This is a genomic window from Citrobacter sp. Cf088, assembly GCF_030334295.1.
In the GTDB taxonomy this organism is placed as follows: Bacteria; Pseudomonadota; Gammaproteobacteria; order Enterobacterales; family Enterobacteriaceae; genus Citrobacter; species Citrobacter freundii.
Map to the genome: position 1 here is coordinate 397542 of NZ_JAOWEE010000053.1, position 16493 is coordinate 414034.

Sequence of the window (16493 nt, forward strand, 5' to 3'; positions counted from 1 at the left end):
GGCTCGTGACTTACACCTCGTAATCCATCTCTTCTTCACTGTGTAGCGGTATCAGCTGGACTTTTTGCACGCGATGGTTTTCCACCTGCAGTGTTTTTAGCCGATAGTCGCCAACCTGGACTTCCTCCCCGGTTTTTGGGATGCGCTGCAAATATTCCATTAAAAGCCCGGCAATGGTGTGATACTCACGTTTTTCATCTAATGGGATAGGGACGTACTGCACCAGGTCTTCCAGCGGCATATGCCCGTTAGCGGTCCATGAACCATCGGCGTTTTTCTGAATATCATGGCGGGCGTCGATTTCCTCTACCTCGTTTGGCAGATTGCCGGCGATGGTTTCCATCACATCACTCAGCGTCACAATCCCTTCGACGGAACCAAATTCATCGGCTACAAACGCGAAGTGCGTCCGGGCGTTTCGGAACTGCTCAAGCGCCGGAAGTAGCGGCAGAGTTTCCGGGAACACCAGCGGCTGGCGAATCAAGACGCGCAGGTCGAGCGGCTCGCCGCGCAGAGACTGTTGCAGCAAATCGATGACATGCACCACGCCAAGCAGTTCTTCCTGCCCGTCTTCGCCAGTGACCACCAGACGCGTATGCTGGTTTTTTTCCAGTAAGGCGCGGATTTCTGCTTCGGGAGCATTGAGGTCGATGTGTTCAATATCGTGACGCGAGGTCATGATACTGCTGACGGTACGCTGATTAAGGTTCAGCACACGTTCAATCATCCTCCGCTCCTGAGGCGCGAAAATCTGACCTTCATGATGGTCCGCCAGCATTGCCGCGGTTTCGGCATCCAGTTCGGCATCTTCTTTTTGCCCGCTCAGCAGCCGCATTACCGCCTCGGCGGTGCGCTGGCGCAGAGTATGGTTGGCTGAGAGGAAGCGACGACGGTTAAAGATAGCCAACTGGTTTAATGCTTCGATCATCACCGAGAAGCCGATGGCCGCGTACAGGTAACCTTTCGGGATATGGAAACCAAATCCTTCGGCGACCAGGCTAAAACCAATCATCAGCAAGAAGCTCAAGCACAGAATAACGATAGTTGGATGACTGTTGACAAAGCGTGTCAGCGACTTGCTCGCCAGCACCATCAGGCTGATGGCAATAATCACCGCAGCCATCATCACGGCCAGGTGATCGACCATCCCAACAGCGGTAATGACGGAATCGAGAGAGAATATGGCGTCCAGCACCACGATCTGCGCGACCACACCCCAGAACTTAGCGCCTTTACGCTGGGTGGGATTGTCGCTGTCTTTTCCTTCCAGCCGTTCGTTGAGCTCCATAGTGGCTTTAAACAGCAGGAAGAAACCACCGAACAGCATGATCAGGTCGCGGGCGCTGAAGCTGAGATCGCGAATGCTGAACAGCGGTGTGGTCAGCGTTACCAGCCAGGATATTGATGCCAGCAGCAGCAGGCGCATAACCATCGCCAGCAGTAGCCCGGTAATACGCGCCTTATCCCGCTGGGCAGGAGGTAGTTTCTCCGCGAGGATGGCAATAAAAACAAGATTATCAATGCCAAGAACAAGTTCGATCACGATTAACGTGACCAGTCCGGCCCAGATTGACGGATCGGCAATCCATTCCATAGTAAATGCTATACCCATAGTTGTATGACAATTGTCACAATTCGATCATGGGTAAAACTGGCGAAAAATGCAATGGCGAGAGGGGATTTCTCTGTCGGTTATATCAGAACAGATGCAGGATAATAGCCTTAATGTAACTACAGGAAATGATTTTATTAATCTTAATATATTTAAGAAATATCGCAGGTGGGATGTTTCTATATCAATATTGTCAACATCAATAAAATCCTAAAAATATACAAATCCAACGCTTAATATTAATCTTAAAAGCTTGGTATCGGTGGCTTGTTATCTTGCCTGATATTCGCTTAGCTGCAACAATTCTTGCGGTAATAATCAAAAGATGAATATTTCCTCATTAACCAGTGACGTCATTCCCGATGCGTTGCTGCTGTAAATGTGATGAAAATAAAGGAGAAGATAAAAATTCAAATTAATCAGTGCATTGGTAGCTAGTGAAGCCAGGGGCGGTAGCGTGTCTGGTCGCCTGAAACAAGCCTAAATTATTCTGTCAAGAGACCGCAGATGAATTCATTTTTTTTAGGACTGATGCCAGTTAAATTCCATTTCAATTAACGGCAAGGTAAATACGTACAGGCGAAGTCGCTATTTAGATTGCATGTGATAATTACTCTGCCAAAGTGATAAATAATCAATGATGAAATCCAAACTTAAATTGATACCAGTATTGGTATCGGTAATCTTGATAAACGGTTGTACCGTGCTTCCGGGCAGCAATATGTCTACGATGGGCAAAGATGTGATTAAACAGCAGGACGCTGATTTTGATATCGATCGCATGGTGAATGTTTATCCACTCACCCCACGGCTGGTAGAACAATTACGTCCTCGACCAAATGTTGCACAACCTAATATGTCGCTGGACCAGGAGATTGCCGGGTATCAGTACCGGGTTGGCCCGGGGGATGTCCTAAATGTGACCGTCTGGGACCATCCTGAACTCACCACCCCGGCCGGGCAGTACCGTAGTTCAAGCGATACCGGCAACTGGGTACAACCTGATGGCACGATGTTTTACCCCTACATCGGCAAAGTCAGCGTGGTAGGGAAAACGTTGGCAGAGATTCGTAGTGATATTACCGGGCGCTTAGCGAAGTACATTGCTGACCCGCAGGTGGACGTTAATATCGCCGCTTTCCGCTCGCAGAAGGCCTATGTCTCCGGACAGGTGAACAAATCCGGTCAGCAGGCTATCACCAACGTGCCGCTTACCGTTCTCGATGCCATTAACGCCGCTGGCGGTCTCACCGAAGCTGCAGACTGGCGCAACGTTGTGCTGACTCATAAAGGGCAGGAGCAACGCATTTCACTGCAAGCACTGATGCAAAATGGCGACCTGAGCCAGAACCGACTGCTCTATCCTGGCGACATTCTGTTTGTCCCGCGTAATGACGATCTGAAAGTCTTTGTAATGGGGGAAGTGAAAAAACAGAGCACCCTCAAAATGGACTTCAGCGGCATGACGCTTACCGAAGCGCTGGGCAATGCCGAAGGTATTGACCTGACCACCTCCAATGCCAGCGGTATTTTCGTTATTCGACCATTGAAAGGCGAGGGCGGGAACAACGGCAAGATCGCCAATATCTATCAGCTTGATATGTCCGATGCGACGTCGTTGGTGATGGCAACATCATTCCGACTCCAGCCATATGATGTGGTGTACGTCACTACTGCGCCGGTTGCTCGCTGGAACCGTTTGATCAATCAGTTGCTGCCAACTATTAGCGGTGTTCGCTATATGACGGACACGGCCAGCGACCTTCACAACTGGTAATCGTCATGTTTAACAAAATCTTAGTTGTCTGTGTGGGGAACATTTGCCGTTCCCCGACGGCAGAGCGCTTGTTAAGGCAATTTCACCCGGCGTTGACGGTCTCTTCTGCCGGTCTTGGGGCGCTGGTGGGGAAAGGCGCGGATCCGTGCGCCATTAGCGTGGCGCAGGCGCACAACCTGTCACTGGATAATCATTGTGCCCGGCAGATCTCGGGACGAATGTGCCGGGAGTATGACCTGATCCTGGCCATGGAAAAGCGCCATATCTCTGCCCTGTGTGAAATGGTGCCGGAGATGCGCGGCAAAGTGATGCTTTTTGGTCACTGGGACAGCGAGCGCGAAATTCCCGATCCGTATCGTAAAAGCCGTGATGCGTTTGACGCGGTGTACACATTACTTGAACGGTCTGCCCGCCAATGGGCTCAGGCACTGAACGCAGAGCAGGGAAAACGATGACAGAAAAAGTTAAACAGTCTGCTGCGCCGGTAACGGGCAATGATGAAATCGATATTGGTCGTCTGGTCGCAACGGTGGTGGAAGCCCGCTGGTGGGTACTTGGCATTACCGCGGCTTTTGCATTGTGTGCCGCGGTCTACACGCTGTTCGCCACCCCCATCTATAGTGCGGACGCGCTGGTGCAAATTGAGCAAAATACTGGAAATTCACTGGTGCAGGATATTGGCTCGGCGTTGTCGAACAAACCCCCGGCCTCGGAAGCGGAAATTCAGCTCATTCAGTCACGACTGGTATTAGGGAAAACGGTAGACGATCTCAACCTCGATATCGGCGTTACCAAAGATACGTTCCCTATTTTTGGCGCGGGCTGGGACCGGCTGATGGGCCGTCAGAACGAAACGGTTAATGTGACTACCTTCACGCTGCCAAAGGCAATGAATGAACAGACCTTCACGCTCAATGTGCTGAATGACAAAAGCTATCAACTGGTGAGTGACGGGGGTTTTAGCGTTCGGGGGCAAGTCGGCAAGGTGTTGGAACACGATGGCGTGACGATGCTGGTTAAGGCGATTCATGCCAGCCCGGAGAGCCAATTTACCGTCCGTAAATTCTCCACGCTGGGCATGATAAACACCCTGCAAAATAATCTGATGGTGGCGGAAACAGGCAAAGATACCGGTGTATTGAGCCTGACTTTTACCGGTGAAGACCGCGAGCAAATCCGCCAGATCCTCGACAGTATTACCCGCAACTATCTGCAACAAAACGTGGAACGTAAATCCGAAGAAGCCGCCAAAAGTTTGGCGTTTCTGGCCAGACAGTTGCCCGAAGTGCGTAACCGTCTGGATGTTGCTGAAAACAAGCTGAACGCCTTTCGTCAGGATAAAGACTCCGTGGATTTGCCGCTGGAAGCCAAAGCGGTGCTGGATTCGATGGTGAATATCGATGCTCAGCTTAATGAACTGACCTTCAAAGAAGCGGAGATTTCCAAGCTGTTCACCAAAGCGCATCCGGCGTACCGCACGCTGCTGGAAAAACGCCAAGCGCTGGAAGATGAGAAAAGTAAGCTGAACGGGCGTGTAACGGCGATGCCGAAAACACAGCAGGAAATTGTTCGCCTGACGCGTGATGTGGAGTCCGGTCAGCAGGTCTATATGCAGTTGCTGAACAAGCAACAGGAACTGAAGATTACCGAGGCCAGTACGGTCGGTGATGTGCGCATTGTCGATCCCGCGATTGCCCAGCCTGGCGTGCTGAAGCCGAAAACGGCGCTGATTATTCTCGGCAGTATTATTCTCGGTTTAATGCTCTCCGTGGTGGGCGTACTGCTGCGTTCTCTGTTTAATCGCGGTATTGAAAGCCCCCAGGCGCTGGAAGAGCATGGTATCAGCGTGTATGCCAGTATTCCGCTGTCTGAATGGCAAAAAGCGCGTGATAACGTTCAGACCATTAAAGGTGTGAAACGCTACAAGCAAAGCCAACTGCTGGCCGTGGGGAATCCAACGGATCTCGCCATCGAAGCGGTCCGTAGCCTGCGTACCAGCCTGCACTTTGCCATGATGCAGGCGCGTAACAACGTATTGATGCTGACCGGCGTCAGTCCGTCGATTGGGAAAACGTTTGTCTGCGCTAACCTGGCGGCAGTTATTAGCCAGACTAACAAACGCGTGCTATTGATCGACTGCGACATGCGCAAAGGCTATACCCACGAACTGCTGGGGACCAATAATGTTAACGGCCTGTCTGAGATCCTCATTGGCAAAGGGGATATTTCATCCAGCGCTAAACCGACATCGATTCCGCATTTTGATCTGATCCCTCGCGGTCAAATTCCTCCCAATCCTTCCGAACTGTTGATGAGCGAGCGCTTCGGCGAACTGATTGCCTGGGCCAGTTCGCACTATGACCTGGTGTTGATTGACACCCCACCAATTCTGGCGGTGACCGATGCAGCCATCGTGGGGCGTCACGTCGGCACCACGCTGATGGTGGCGCGTTATGCGGTCAACACGCTGAAAGAGGTGGAAACCAGCCTGAGTCGCTTCGAGCAAAATGGCATTCAGGTGAAAGGAGTGATCCTCAACTCGATCTTCCGCCGCGCGAGCGGGTATCAGGATTACGGCTACTACGAATACGAATACACGTCGGATTCGAAATAACTAACAGCAACGCATATCGAATGTAGGCCTGATAAGCGTAGTGCCATCAGGCAACTTTGTTTGGAAACGAAAATGACCACAGAAAACCCGCTAATTTCAATTTACATGCCAACCTGGAACCGCCAGCAACTGGCCATTCGGGCGATTAAATCGGTGTTGCGCCAGGACTATCCTCACTGGGAGATGATCATTGTGGATGATTGCTCTTCCTCATATGAGCAGTTGCAGCAGTTTGTTGAGGAACTCAACGATCCGCGCGTGTCGTATACGCATAATCCCACCAACTCCGGGGCCTGTGCGGTGCGTAATCAGGCCATTATGCAGGCCAACGGGCAATACATTACGGGGATTGATGATGATGATGAATGGACGCCGAACCGACTGAGTGTATTTCTCAACTATCGCCATCATTTGGTCACGCGGGCGTTTCTGTATGCCAATGACTATGTCTGTGAGGGTGAAGTGTATTCGCAGCCGACCAGTCTGCCGCTCTATCCTAAGTCCGTTTATTCACGCCGCAGGTTTTATAAGCGCAACATCATTGGTAACCAGGTATTTACCTGGGCATGGCGGTTTAAAGCATGTCTGTTCGATACCACGCTGAAAGCGGCGCAGGATTACGACATCTTCCTGCGCATGGTGGTGGCGTATGGCAAACCGTGGAAGGTCAAAGAGGCGACGCAGATCCTGCATGTAAATCACGGTGAGATGCGCATTACCTCATCGCCGAATAAATTCTCCGGCTACTTTCAGTTTTACCGCAAGCACAAAGGCAAATTTGACCGGGCCAGCAAGAAATATCAGCTGTTTACCCTCTATCAGATCCGCAATAAACGGATGAACTGGCGCACGCTACTGACGCTGCTTTCTGTTCGCAACAGTAAGCGTCTGGCCGACGGACTGCGAGGACGCTAATTATGCTGGAAGATTTACGCGTGAACGGCTGGAGTCTGCGCCCCTGCTGCATGGTGGTGGCCTATCGGATTGCCCATTTTTGCTCCGTCTGGCGTAAAAAAAACATCTTAAACAACCTGTGGGCCGCTCCGATACTGGTGATGTACCGCCTTATCACCGAATGCCTGTTTGGCTATGAAATTCAGGCCGCTGCATCAATCGGTCGTCGTTTCACCATCCATCATGGCTATGGGGTGGTTATCAATAAACACGTGGTTGTGGGGGATGATTTTACCCTACGTCACGGCGTCACCATCGGCAATCTTGGCACCAACGATTTGTCCTGCCCGGTAATCGGTAACAGCGTTGAGCTGGGGGCCAATGTCACTCTGCTTGGCGACGTTGCTATTGGCGATAACGTGACGATTGGTGCCGGGAGCGTCGTGGTGGATAGCGTTCCGGACAATGCGCTGGTCGTGGGCGAGAAGGCACGGGTGAAGGTAATAAAATGAAGATATTACAATTTAATGTGCGACTCGCAGAAGGTGGGGCGGCAGGCGTGGCGTTAGATTTGCATCTGAGGTCGCTGGAAAAAGGGCTGTCATCGCGTTTTGTCTATGGCTATGGCAAAGGCGGTAAAAAAAGCGCCAGCCATGCGAAATACCCGCAGGTTATCAAATATACGCCGCGCCTGACGTCGGCGGCGAACATTGCGCTGTTTCGTTTCGCGAACCGCGACATGTTCGGCAATCTCGACAAGCTATATCGTACGGTTACCCGCACTAACGGCCCGCTGGTACTGCATTTTCATGTGTTGCACAGCTACTGGTTGAACCTGGAAGAGGTAGTCTCCTTTTGCCAAAAAGTGAAAGCGCATAAACCGGATATCACCTTCGTCTGGACGCTGCACGATCACTGGAGTGTGACCGGGCGCTGTGCCTTTACCGATGGCTGCGAAGGCTGGAAAACGGGCTGTCTGCAATGCCCAACGCTTAGCAACTATCCGCCGGTAAAAATCGATAAAGCACATCAGCAGTTGCCCGGTAAGCGGCAGATGTTTCGTGCGATGCTGGCGCTGGGTTGCCAGTTTATCTCGCCCAGCCAGCATGTGGCCGACGCATTCAACAGCCTGTATGGCGTGGGACGCTGCCGCATTATCAATAATGGCATTGATATGGCAACTGAAACCATTCTTGCCGAACTACCCGCGATGCCTGAGGAGAGCGGTCGGCCGAAAATTGCCGTGGTGGCTCATGACCTGCGCTATGACGGCAAAACCAGTCAGCAACTGGTGCGAGCGATTACCGCGCTCGGAGACAAAATTGAGTTGCATACCTTCGGCAAATTTTCGCCATTTGCGGGAGATAACGTCATCAATCACGGTTTTGAGAGCGATAAGCGCACGTTGATGAGTGCGCTTAATCAGATGGATGGACTGGTGTTCAGCTCCCGTGTCGATAACTACCCGCTGATTCTGTGCGAAGCGCTGTCCATCGGCGTACCGGTAATAGCCACGCACAGCGATGCCGCGCAGGAAGTGCTGGCTAAATCAGGCGGAAAAACGTTCAGCGAAGCTGAAGTGTTGCAACTGGTGCAGCTGAAAAAATCAGACATTGCGCAGGCGGTTTTTGACACGTCGCTTGCCGCATTTAGCCAGCGCAGCCGGTTGGCATACAGTGGACAACAGATGCTGGAGGAATATGTCTCGTTCTATCAGAATCTGTAGCTATCTGGTGCTACCGCTGCTTTATCTGCTGGTTAACGTCAAACTTGCTCAGCTTGGCGAGAGCTTCCCGATAACCCTCGTCACATTCTTACCTGTTCTGCTGTTGCTGTTTATCGAGCGCATCAATATCAAAAAATTAATGATCGCGCTGGGCGTAGGGGGCGGACTGACGGCATTTAACTATCTGTTCGGTCAGTCACTGGATGCCAGCAAGTACGTGACGTCCGCCATGTTGTTTATCTATACCGTGGTGATTATTGGCATGGTATGGAGTATTCGCTTCAAAACCATTTCACCGCATAACTACATTAAAATCTTGCGCTTTTTCTGGCTGGTTGTGGGACTGGTGGTGGGGTTAGCTGCAGCTGAAATGGCACAGATAATTCTCAGCGGCGGCAGCAGTTTAATGGAAGTTATTTCGAAATATCTTATTTACAGTAACAGCTATGTTCTGAACTTTATTAAGTTTGGTGGGAAACGAACCACGGCGCTCTATTTCGAACCGGCATTCTTCGCTCTGGCATTAATCTCAATTTGGCTCAGTATCAAACAGTTTGGTATCAAAACACCTAAGTCCGATGCTATGATTCTGGTAGGGATAATATTATCGGGATCGTTTTCAGGAGTAATGACGTTTATTTTGTTTTACCTCCTGGAATGGGCGTTTCAGTACCTAAATAAGGATGCGATAAAAAAGAAACTACCTCTGGCGATAATCTCATTGAGCGTGTTTTTAGTTGGTGTGATATTTGCTTTTCCGTACATCGCAACGCGGCTTGGTGATTTAGGAACTGAAGGTTCGTCATCGTATTATCGTATCGTAGGGCCATTAGTGATGGTCGGTTATTCGTTACTGAACGTTGATGGCGTAGTGAGATTTGGCTCACTTTATGAATACGTCGCGTCATTCGGAATTTTTAACGGTGCAGATGTCGGTAAAACAATAGACAATGGCTTGTATCTGCTGATTATTTATTTTTCATGGTTCGCGGTGATATTAGCCCTATGGTACATGGGGAAAGTCATGAAAATGATGATCAATGCGTTTGGCGATAATCAGAATTATCGGGTGCAGCTTTATCTTTTTACACCATTGTCACTGTTTTTTACAGGTTCAGTATTTAGTCCGGAATACGCATTTTTAATTGTGTGTCCGTTTATTTTGCGCAAGGCGCTGAATATCGCGAGGTAACTCACATGCTGCTCAGTATCATTACCGTCGCCTTTCGCAATCTGGAAGGGATCGTCAAAACTCACGCGTCGCTGGCACATCTGGCGCAAGCGGGTGATATCAGTTTTGAGTGGATTGTTGTTGATGGCGGCTCCTCGGATGGTACGTCGGCGTTTCTTGAAGGACTCAGTGGAGAACACCGGTTACAGTTTGTCAGCGAACCGGATAACGGCATCTATGATGCGATGAACAAAGGCATCGCGATGGCGCGCGGGCGGTTTGCACTGTTCCTCAACTCCGGGGATATTCTGCATGCGAATGCGGCTTGTTTTATCCGCCAGCTAAAAATGCAGAGTGACCAAACTATGGTCATTGGCGATGCGTTGCTGGATTTCGGTAATGGCAACAAAATTAAGCGTCGGGCAAAACCGGGTTGGTATATTTATCACAGCCTGCCAGCCAGCCATCAGGCAATATTTTTTCCGCTCTCAGGACTGAATGTCTGGCATTATGATTTGCAATATAAAATATCGTCAGATTACGCGTTGGCAGCCAAATTATACAAGTCCGGTTACGCTTTTAAAAAGCTGCGCGGGTTGGTGTCGGAATTTTCTATGGGCGGAGTGTCAACGACGAATAATCTGGAATTGTGCCGGGATGCCAAAAAAGTACAGCGCCAGATATTACACATGCCAGGTTTTTGGACCGGTTTGTCAGAATATTTACGTCTGCGCACAACCGATAAAACAAAAACCTTATATGGAAAAACGTAAGGGCACAGTATGCAAGACTTAAGCGGATTTAAAGTGCCTGGAGGTTTTCGCGGCGGCGGCGCTATTAAAGTGCAATTATGGTGGGCGGTGCAAGCAACATTATTTCGCTGGTCTCCACAGGTCATGTATCGCTGGCGTGCATTTTTATTACGGATGTTTGGCGCAAAAATAGGAAAAAACGTAGTCATTCGGCCTTCAGTAAAAATTACTTATCCGTGGAAACTAACTCTGGGAGATTATGCCTGGGTGGGTGATGACGCGGTTTTATATACGTTAGGTGATATTACGATTGGGGCCCACGCAGTTATTTCGCAAAAAAGTTATTTATGCACCGGGAGTCATGATTATGCCAGCCAACATTTTGATATTAACGCCACACCGATAGTGGTTGGCGATAAATGCTGGCTGGCGACAGATGTGTTTGTCGCGCCTGGCGTGACGATTGGCGATGGCACCGTCGTCGGAGCACGAAGCAGCGTATTTAAATCGCTGCCAGCAAATGTCATTTGTCGGGGAAATCCCGCAGTAGTCACGCGCGAACGCGTCGAGAAAGTTACTCCCTGAGGGGATCACTGAAGAGGTTATAACATGTCAAAAGTCGCTCTCATTACTGGCGTAACCGGGCAGGATGGTTCTTACCTGGCAGAACTCCTGCTGGAAAAAGGGTACGAAGTACACGGTATTAAGCGTCGCGCTTCATCATTCAACACCGAACGTGTGGACCACATCTACCAGGATCCGCATTCAGGCAATCCCAAATTTCATCTGCACTATGGCGATTTGACGGACTCCTCCAATCTGACCCGTATTTTACAGGAAGTCCAACCGGATGAAGTCTATAACCTGGGTGCCATGAGCCACGTTGCGGTGTCGTTTGATTCACCGGAATACACCGCAGACGTTGATGCGATCGGCACCTTGCGCTTGCTGGAGGCGATCCGCTTCCTTGGTCTGGAAAAAAAGACCCGTTTTTATCAGGCGTCTACCTCTGAGCTGTACGGTCTGGTTCAGGAAATCCCGCAGAAAGAGAGCACGCCGTTCTATCCGCGTTCACCGTATGCCGTTGCTAAGCTGTACGCCTACTGGATAACCGTCAACTACCGTGAGTCTTACGGGATGTATGCCTGTAACGGCATTCTGTTTAACCACGAGTCTCCGCGCCGCGGCGAAACCTTTGTCACTCGCAAAATTACCCGGGCGATCGCCAACATCGCTCAGGGGCTGGAGTCTTGCCTGTACCTGGGCAACATGGATTCACTGCGCGACTGGGGGCATGCCAAAGATTACGTCAGGATGCAATGGATGATGCTGCAGCAGGATAAGCCGGAAGATTTCGTGATTGCCACCGGCGTGCAGTATTCCGTGCGCCAGTTTGTAGAAATGGCGGCAGCTCAGTTGGGGATTAAATTGCGCTTTGAAGGTGAGGGCGTGAATGAAAAAGGCATCGTGGTTTCCGTGACCGGACATGATGCGCCGGGCGTGAAGCCAGGCGATGTCATGATTGCCGTTGACCCGCGCTACTTCCGTCCGGCTGAGGTGGAAACGCTGCTGGGCGATCCGGCCAAAGCACATGAAAAACTGGGCTGGAAACCGGAAATCACGCTGCGCCAGATGATCTCGGAAATGGTTGCTAACGATCTTGATGCGGCGAAGAAACATTCCCTGCTTAAGTCGCACGGTTACGAGGTCGCCATCGCGCTGGAGTACTGAGGATGAAGACACAACGTATTTTTGTGGCGGGCCATCGCGGGATGGTGGGGTCCGCCATCGTCAGACAATTGTCGCCGCGAAATAATGTGGAGCTGGTGCTGCGTACCCGCGACCAGCTTAATCTGCTGGACGCCAGTGCGGTGCAGGCGTTTTTTGCCGCTGAACGTATTGACCAGGTTTATCTGGCGGCGGCAAAAGTAGGAGGGATTGTGGCAAACAATACTTATCCTGCTGATTTTATTTATGAAAATATGATGATTGAGAGCAACATTATTCATGCTGCACATCTGCATAACGTGAATAAACTGTTGTTTCTCGGGTCATCCTGTATTTATCCCAAGCAAGCTACCCAGCCAATCGCCGAGAGTGAACTGTTGCAGGGGACACTTGAACCGACCAATGAGCCGTATGCGATTGCCAAAATTGCCGGGATCAAGCTGTGTGAATCGTATAACCGACAGTATGGCCGTGATTATCGCTCGGTGATGCCGACCAATCTGTATGGGCCGCATGACAACTTTCATCCGAGTAATTCGCATGTGATACCGGCGCTGCTGCGCCGCTTTCATGAAGCTCGCGGGCAAAATGCGCCGGATGTGGTGGTATGGGGCAGCGGGACGCCAATGCGTGAATTTCTGCATGTCGACGATATGGCGGCGGCCAGTATCCACGTGATGGAGCTGGCTCAGGAAGTGTTGCAGGAATATACCCAGCCGATGCTGTCGCATATCAACGTGGGGACCGGCGTGGACTGCACCATCCGTGAACTGGCGCAGACTATTGCGGAGGTCGTGGGCTACAAGGGGCGCGTGGTGTTTGACGCCAGCAAACCGGACGGCACACCGCGCAAATTGCTCGACGTTACGCGTCTGCATCAGTTGGGCTGGTATCACGAGATATCTCTGCAAGCGGGGCTTGCCAGTACATATCAGTGGTTCCTTGAAAACCAGCAGCGTTACCGGGGGTAAGCATGTTTTTACGTCATGAGGATTTTGCCACCGTTGTACGTTCAACTCCGCTGATTTCCATCGATTTGATCGTGGAAAACGCCCACGGTGAATTTCTGCTTGGCAAGCGCCTCAATCGTCCTGCGCAGGGGTACTGGTTTGTGCCCGGCGGTCGGGTGCAAAAAGATGAACCGCTGCACGCGGCCTTTGAGCGGCTTACTGAAGCTGAGCTGGGGTTACGTTTACCGCTGTCCGCTGCGCAGTTTTACGGTGTCTGGCAGCACTTCTATGACGACAACTTTTCCGGGGAAGATTTCTCAACGCATTACATCGTGCTGGGATTTCGTCTGCGGGTGTCGGAAAACGACCTGCAACTGCCTGACGTTCAACATGACGCGTACCGCTGGCTGGCAATTGAAGAGATTCTGGCCAGTGACCACGTGCACGACAACAGCCGGGCTTACTTCTGTGAGAAGAGTCAGGCCGGAGCACCCGGGCTATGAAGATCCTTGTGTATGGCATCAACTATTCGCCGGAGTTGACCGGTATCGGTAAATACACCGGTGAAATGGTGGAGTGGATGGCGCAACAGGGGCATGACGTACGGGTGATCACTGCGCCGCCTTATTATCCGCAGTGGAAGGTCAACGGTAGCTATTCATCCTGGCGCTACCGTCGTGAAGAGGGCGATGCCATCGTCTGGCGTTGCCCGCTGTATGTGCCTGAGCAGCCCTCCACGCTCAAGCGTCTACTGCATTTAGGCAGTTTCGCCCTGAGCAGTTTCTTCCCACTGCTGGCGCAACGCCGCTGGAAGCCGGATCGCATCATTGGGGTAGTGCCGACGCTGTTTTGTACGCCGGGAATGCGCCTGCTGGCGAAGCTGTCCGGGGCGCGCACGCTGCTGCATATTCAGGATTACGAAGTTGATGCCATGTTGGGACTTGGCATGGCGGGCAAAGGCAAGCGCGGTATGGTGGCAAAACTGGCCAGCGCCTTTGAGCGCAGTGGGCTGTTGAATATGGATCATATTTCGACCATTTCTCGCTCAATGATGAACAAAGCACAGGAAAAGGGCGTTGATGCACAGAAGGTTATTTTCTTTCCGAACTGGTCAGAAGTAGCGCGTTTTCGCGATGTGGACGCCGCCGATGCTCTGGCGTTGCGCCAGCAGCTGGGCTTGCCTGATGAAAAAAAAATCATTCTCTACTCGGGCAATATCGGTGAAAAGCAAGGGCTGGAGAGTGTGATCGACGCAGCGGCCCTGTTGAGCGAGCGGCCCTGGCTGTTTGTGATTGTCGGGCAGGGCGGGGGTAAAGCGCGGCTGGAGAGTATGGCCAGCGAACGCGGCCTGAACAATGTGATGTTCTTTCCGCTGCAATCTTATGACGCGCTGCCTGCGCTGCTCAAGATGGCGGACTGTCATCTGGTGGTACAAAAGCGCGGTGCGGCGGATGCCGTACTGCCTTCCAAACTGACCAATATCCTCGCCGTTGGTGGTAACGCGGTGATTACCGCCGAGCCGGAAACCGAGCTGGGGCAGCTCTGTAACATTGTTCCAGGCATCGCAGTATGCGTGGAGCCGGAATCGGTAAACGCGCTGGTTTGCGGTATCCAACAAGCGTTGAGGATGCCAAAAGTCAATACGGTGGCACGTGACTATGCCGAACGCACGCTGGATAAAGATAACGTGCTTAGCCAATTTATTGCTGATATTCGGGGTTAATGATGAGTCAAAGCAAACTCTTTCCGGTAGTGATGGCCGGTGGCTCGGGTAGCCGTTTATGGCCTCTGTCCCGCGTATTGTATCCAAAGCAGTTCCTGTGCCTGAAAGGTGATCTCACCATGCTGCAGACAACGATCTGTCGTCTGAACGGTGTGGAGTGTGAAAGCCCGGTGGTTATCTGTAATGAACAACACCGTTTCATCGTCGCGGAACAGCTACGGCAACTGCACAAGCTGACTGAGAACATTATTCTCGAACCCGCCGGACGTAACACGGCACCGGCGATAGCGCTGGCCGCACTGGCGGCAAAACGTCAGTGTCCGGGGGACGATCCGCTGCTGCTGGTATTGGCGGCCGATCACATGATTGCCGACGAAGAGGCATTTCGCGAGGCGGTTCGCAATGCTATGTCCTATGCCAGGGCGGGTAAGCTGGTGACGTTTGGTATCGTACCGGACCAGCCGGAAACGGGCTATGGCTATATCCGCCGTGGCGAGGTTTCGCCAACGAATACCGACGCCGTGGCGTTCGAAGTGGCGCAGTTTGTTGAAAAGCCCAATCTGGAAACCGCGCAGGCTTACGTGGCGAGCGGTGACTACTACTGGAACAGCGGTATGTTCTTGTTCCGCGCCGGACGTTATCTGGAAGAACTGGAAAAGTACCGCCCCGACATTCTTGAGGCTTGTGTGAATGCCATGAGTACGGTCGACCCCGATCTCGATTTTATCCGCGTTGATGAACAGGCGTTTCTCGCCTGTCCGGAAGAGTCTGTGGACTATGCGGTAATGGAACGTACGGCCGATGCGGTGGTAATGCCCATGAACGCAGGCTGGAGCGACGTTGGCTCCTGGTCATCGCTGTGGGAAATCAGCGCCCATACTGCTGAAGGCAATGTGCATCATGGCGACGTCATTAGCCACAAAACGGAGAACAGCTACGTGTATGCCGAATCTGGCCTGGTGACGACCGTCGGGGTGAAGGATCTGGTGGTGGTGCAGACCAAAGATGCGGTGCTGATCGCCGATCGCAACGCGGTGCAGGACGTCAAAAAAGTGGTGGAGCAAATTAAAGCTGACGGACGACATGAACACCATATTCACCGTGAAGTTTACCGTCCGTGGGGCAAGTATGACTCCATTGATGCCGGAGACCGTTACCAGGTGAAGCGAATTACCGTTAAACCAGGTGAGGGATTGTCCGTGCAGATGCATCATCACCGGGCTGAACACTGGGTAGTGGTGGCCGGTACCGCGAAAGTGACGATCAATGATGACATCAAACTGCTCGCTGAAAACGAGTCTGTCTATATTCCGCTTGGGGCGACCCATTGTCTGGAGAATCCCGGGAAAATCCCGCTCGATCTGATTGAAGTGCGCTCCGGATCTTACCTCGATGAGGATGATGTGGTGCGGTTTGCGGACAGATACGGGCGCGCCTGATGCAGGATGCGCCGCGCTTATCCGGCCTACAACACCGTAGGCGCGGTAAGCGAAGCGCACCGGGCAATGCATTTAACACTCATTAAAAAGGCTCATTAAGAGTCAGG

Annotated in this window: 15 protein-coding genes; 14 read left to right on the forward strand and 1 reads right to left on the reverse strand. The window is 51.7% G+C overall.

Annotation, left to right across the window (positions count from 1 at the left end; translation table 11 throughout):
• Positions 1 to 10: 10 nt before the first annotated feature.
• Positions 11 to 1594 (reverse strand): TerC family protein, encoded by a 1584-nt coding sequence (locus tag OGV71_RS14705; RefSeq protein WP_003841782.1) that lies wholly within the window; start codon positions 1592 to 1594, stop codon positions 11 to 13.
• A gap of 655 nt (positions 1595 to 2249) precedes the next feature.
• On the opposite strand from OGV71_RS14705, the gene OGV71_RS14710 reads away from it, so the two are divergent.
• The 14 genes from OGV71_RS14710 to cpsB all read left to right on the forward strand — a co-directional run bounded on the left by OGV71_RS14710 (position 2250) and on the right by cpsB (position 16386).
• On the forward strand, positions 2250 to 3389 hold the full coding sequence (locus OGV71_RS14710) for a polysaccharide export protein (RefSeq protein WP_003036765.1): 1140 nt from the start codon (positions 2250 to 2252) through the stop codon (positions 3387 to 3389).
• A 5-nt stretch (positions 3390 to 3394) separates the two neighbouring features.
• Positions 3395 to 3844 (forward strand): low molecular weight protein-tyrosine-phosphatase Wzb, encoded by a 450-nt coding sequence (wzb, locus tag OGV71_RS14715; RefSeq protein WP_003036763.1) that lies wholly within the window; start codon positions 3395 to 3397, stop codon positions 3842 to 3844.
• Positions 3841 to 6003, forward strand: a complete 2163-nt coding sequence (gene wzc / locus OGV71_RS14720; protein WP_204583454.1) for a tyrosine-protein kinase Wzc — start codon at positions 3841 to 3843, stop codon at positions 6001 to 6003. The genes wzb and wzc overlap by 4 nt, the downstream gene beginning before the upstream one ends.
• A gap of 72 nt (positions 6004 to 6075) precedes the next feature.
• On the forward strand, positions 6076 to 6918 hold the full coding sequence (wcaA, locus tag OGV71_RS14725) for a colanic acid biosynthesis glycosyltransferase WcaA (protein ID WP_003841790.1): 843 nt from the start codon (positions 6076 to 6078) through the stop codon (positions 6916 to 6918).
• Between the two features lie 2 nt (positions 6919 to 6920).
• The gene (gene wcaB / locus OGV71_RS14730; RefSeq protein WP_003036758.1) at positions 6921 to 7409 is read left to right on the forward strand and encodes a colanic acid biosynthesis acetyltransferase WcaB; all 489 of its coding nucleotides are present in this window, start codon (positions 6921 to 6923) and stop codon (positions 7407 to 7409) included.
• Positions 7406 to 8623 carry a colanic acid biosynthesis glycosyltransferase WcaC gene (gene wcaC / locus OGV71_RS14735; RefSeq protein WP_204583455.1) on the forward strand — a complete coding sequence of 406 codons (1218 nt, stop codon included), beginning with the start codon at positions 7406 to 7408 and terminating at the stop codon, positions 8621 to 8623. Before wcaB ends, wcaC begins: the two co-directional genes overlap by 4 nt.
• Positions 8598 to 9815, forward strand: a complete 1218-nt coding sequence (wcaD, locus tag OGV71_RS14740; RefSeq protein ID WP_204583456.1) for a colanic acid polymerase WcaD — start codon at positions 8598 to 8600, stop codon at positions 9813 to 9815. Before wcaC ends, wcaD begins: the two co-directional genes overlap by 26 nt.
• Positions 9816 to 9820: 5 nt before the next feature.
• The gene (gene wcaE, locus OGV71_RS14745; protein ID WP_204583457.1) at positions 9821 to 10567 is read left to right on the forward strand and encodes a colanic acid biosynthesis glycosyltransferase WcaE; all 747 of its coding nucleotides are present in this window, start codon (positions 9821 to 9823) and stop codon (positions 10565 to 10567) included.
• Between the two features lie 9 nt (positions 10568 to 10576).
• Positions 10577 to 11131 (forward strand): colanic acid biosynthesis acetyltransferase WcaF, encoded by a 555-nt coding sequence (gene wcaF / locus OGV71_RS14750; protein ID WP_003036750.1) that lies wholly within the window; start codon positions 10577 to 10579, stop codon positions 11129 to 11131.
• Between the two features lie 24 nt (positions 11132 to 11155).
• Positions 11156 to 12277 carry a GDP-mannose 4,6-dehydratase gene (gene gmd / locus OGV71_RS14755; protein ID WP_003036748.1) on the forward strand — a complete coding sequence of 374 codons (1122 nt, stop codon included), beginning with the start codon at positions 11156 to 11158 and terminating at the stop codon, positions 12275 to 12277.
• A 2-nt stretch (positions 12278 to 12279) separates the two neighbouring features.
• The gene (fcl, locus tag OGV71_RS14760; RefSeq protein ID WP_148373894.1) at positions 12280 to 13245 is read left to right on the forward strand and encodes a GDP-L-fucose synthase; all 966 of its coding nucleotides are present in this window, start codon (positions 12280 to 12282) and stop codon (positions 13243 to 13245) included.
• 2 nt (positions 13246 to 13247) lie between these two features.
• On the forward strand, positions 13248 to 13727 hold the full coding sequence (locus OGV71_RS14765; RefSeq protein ID WP_016150604.1) for a GDP-mannose mannosyl hydrolase: 480 nt from the start codon (positions 13248 to 13250) through the stop codon (positions 13725 to 13727).
• Positions 13724 to 14947 carry a colanic acid biosynthesis glycosyltransferase WcaI gene (gene wcaI, locus OGV71_RS14770; RefSeq protein WP_204583458.1) on the forward strand — a complete coding sequence of 408 codons (1224 nt, stop codon included), beginning with the start codon at positions 13724 to 13726 and terminating at the stop codon, positions 14945 to 14947. Before OGV71_RS14765 ends, wcaI begins: the two co-directional genes overlap by 4 nt.
• A 2-nt stretch (positions 14948 to 14949) precedes the next feature.
• A complete protein-coding gene (gene cpsB / locus OGV71_RS14775; protein WP_204583459.1) occupies positions 14950 to 16386 on the forward strand; it encodes a mannose-1-phosphate guanyltransferase in 1437 nt (478 codons plus the stop codon).
• Positions 16387 to 16493: the final 107 nt, after the last annotated feature.

What these genes read in the sequence shown, in the direction of transcription:
- wzc (WP_204583454.1), top strand. Translation starts at nt 3,841, where the DNA reads ATGACAGAAAAAGTTAAACAGTCTGCTGCGCCGGTAACGGGCAATGAT.
- cpsB (WP_204583459.1), top strand. Translation starts at nt 14,950, where the DNA reads ATGAGTCAAAGCAAACTCTTTCCGGTAGTGATGGCCGGTGGCTCGGGT.
- gmd (WP_003036748.1), top strand. Translation starts at nt 11,156, where the DNA reads ATGTCAAAAGTCGCTCTCATTACTGGCGTAACCGGGCAGGATGGTTCT.
- wzb (WP_003036763.1), top strand. Translation starts at nt 3,395, where the DNA reads ATGTTTAACAAAATCTTAGTTGTCTGTGTGGGGAACATTTGCCGTTCC.
- wcaC (WP_204583455.1), top strand. Translation starts at nt 7,406, where the DNA reads ATGAAGATATTACAATTTAATGTGCGACTCGCAGAAGGTGGGGCGGCA.
- OGV71_RS14705 (WP_003841782.1), bottom strand. Translation starts at nt 1,594, where the DNA reads ATGGAATGGATTGCCGATCCGTCAATCTGGGCCGGACTGGTCACGTTA.
- fcl (WP_148373894.1), top strand. Translation starts at nt 12,280, where the DNA reads ATGAAGACACAACGTATTTTTGTGGCGGGCCATCGCGGGATGGTGGGG.
- wcaA (WP_003841790.1), top strand. Translation starts at nt 6,076, where the DNA reads ATGACCACAGAAAACCCGCTAATTTCAATTTACATGCCAACCTGGAAC.
- wcaI (WP_204583458.1), top strand. Translation starts at nt 13,724, where the DNA reads ATGAAGATCCTTGTGTATGGCATCAACTATTCGCCGGAGTTGACCGGT.
- OGV71_RS14765 (WP_016150604.1), top strand. Translation starts at nt 13,248, where the DNA reads ATGTTTTTACGTCATGAGGATTTTGCCACCGTTGTACGTTCAACTCCG.
- wcaE (WP_204583457.1), top strand. Translation starts at nt 9,821, where the DNA reads ATGCTGCTCAGTATCATTACCGTCGCCTTTCGCAATCTGGAAGGGATC.
- wcaD (WP_204583456.1), top strand. Translation starts at nt 8,598, where the DNA reads ATGTCTCGTTCTATCAGAATCTGTAGCTATCTGGTGCTACCGCTGCTT.
- wcaF (WP_003036750.1), top strand. Translation starts at nt 10,577, where the DNA reads ATGCAAGACTTAAGCGGATTTAAAGTGCCTGGAGGTTTTCGCGGCGGC.
- wcaB (WP_003036758.1), top strand. Translation starts at nt 6,921, where the DNA reads ATGCTGGAAGATTTACGCGTGAACGGCTGGAGTCTGCGCCCCTGCTGC.
- OGV71_RS14710 (WP_003036765.1), top strand. Translation starts at nt 2,250, where the DNA reads ATGATGAAATCCAAACTTAAATTGATACCAGTATTGGTATCGGTAATC.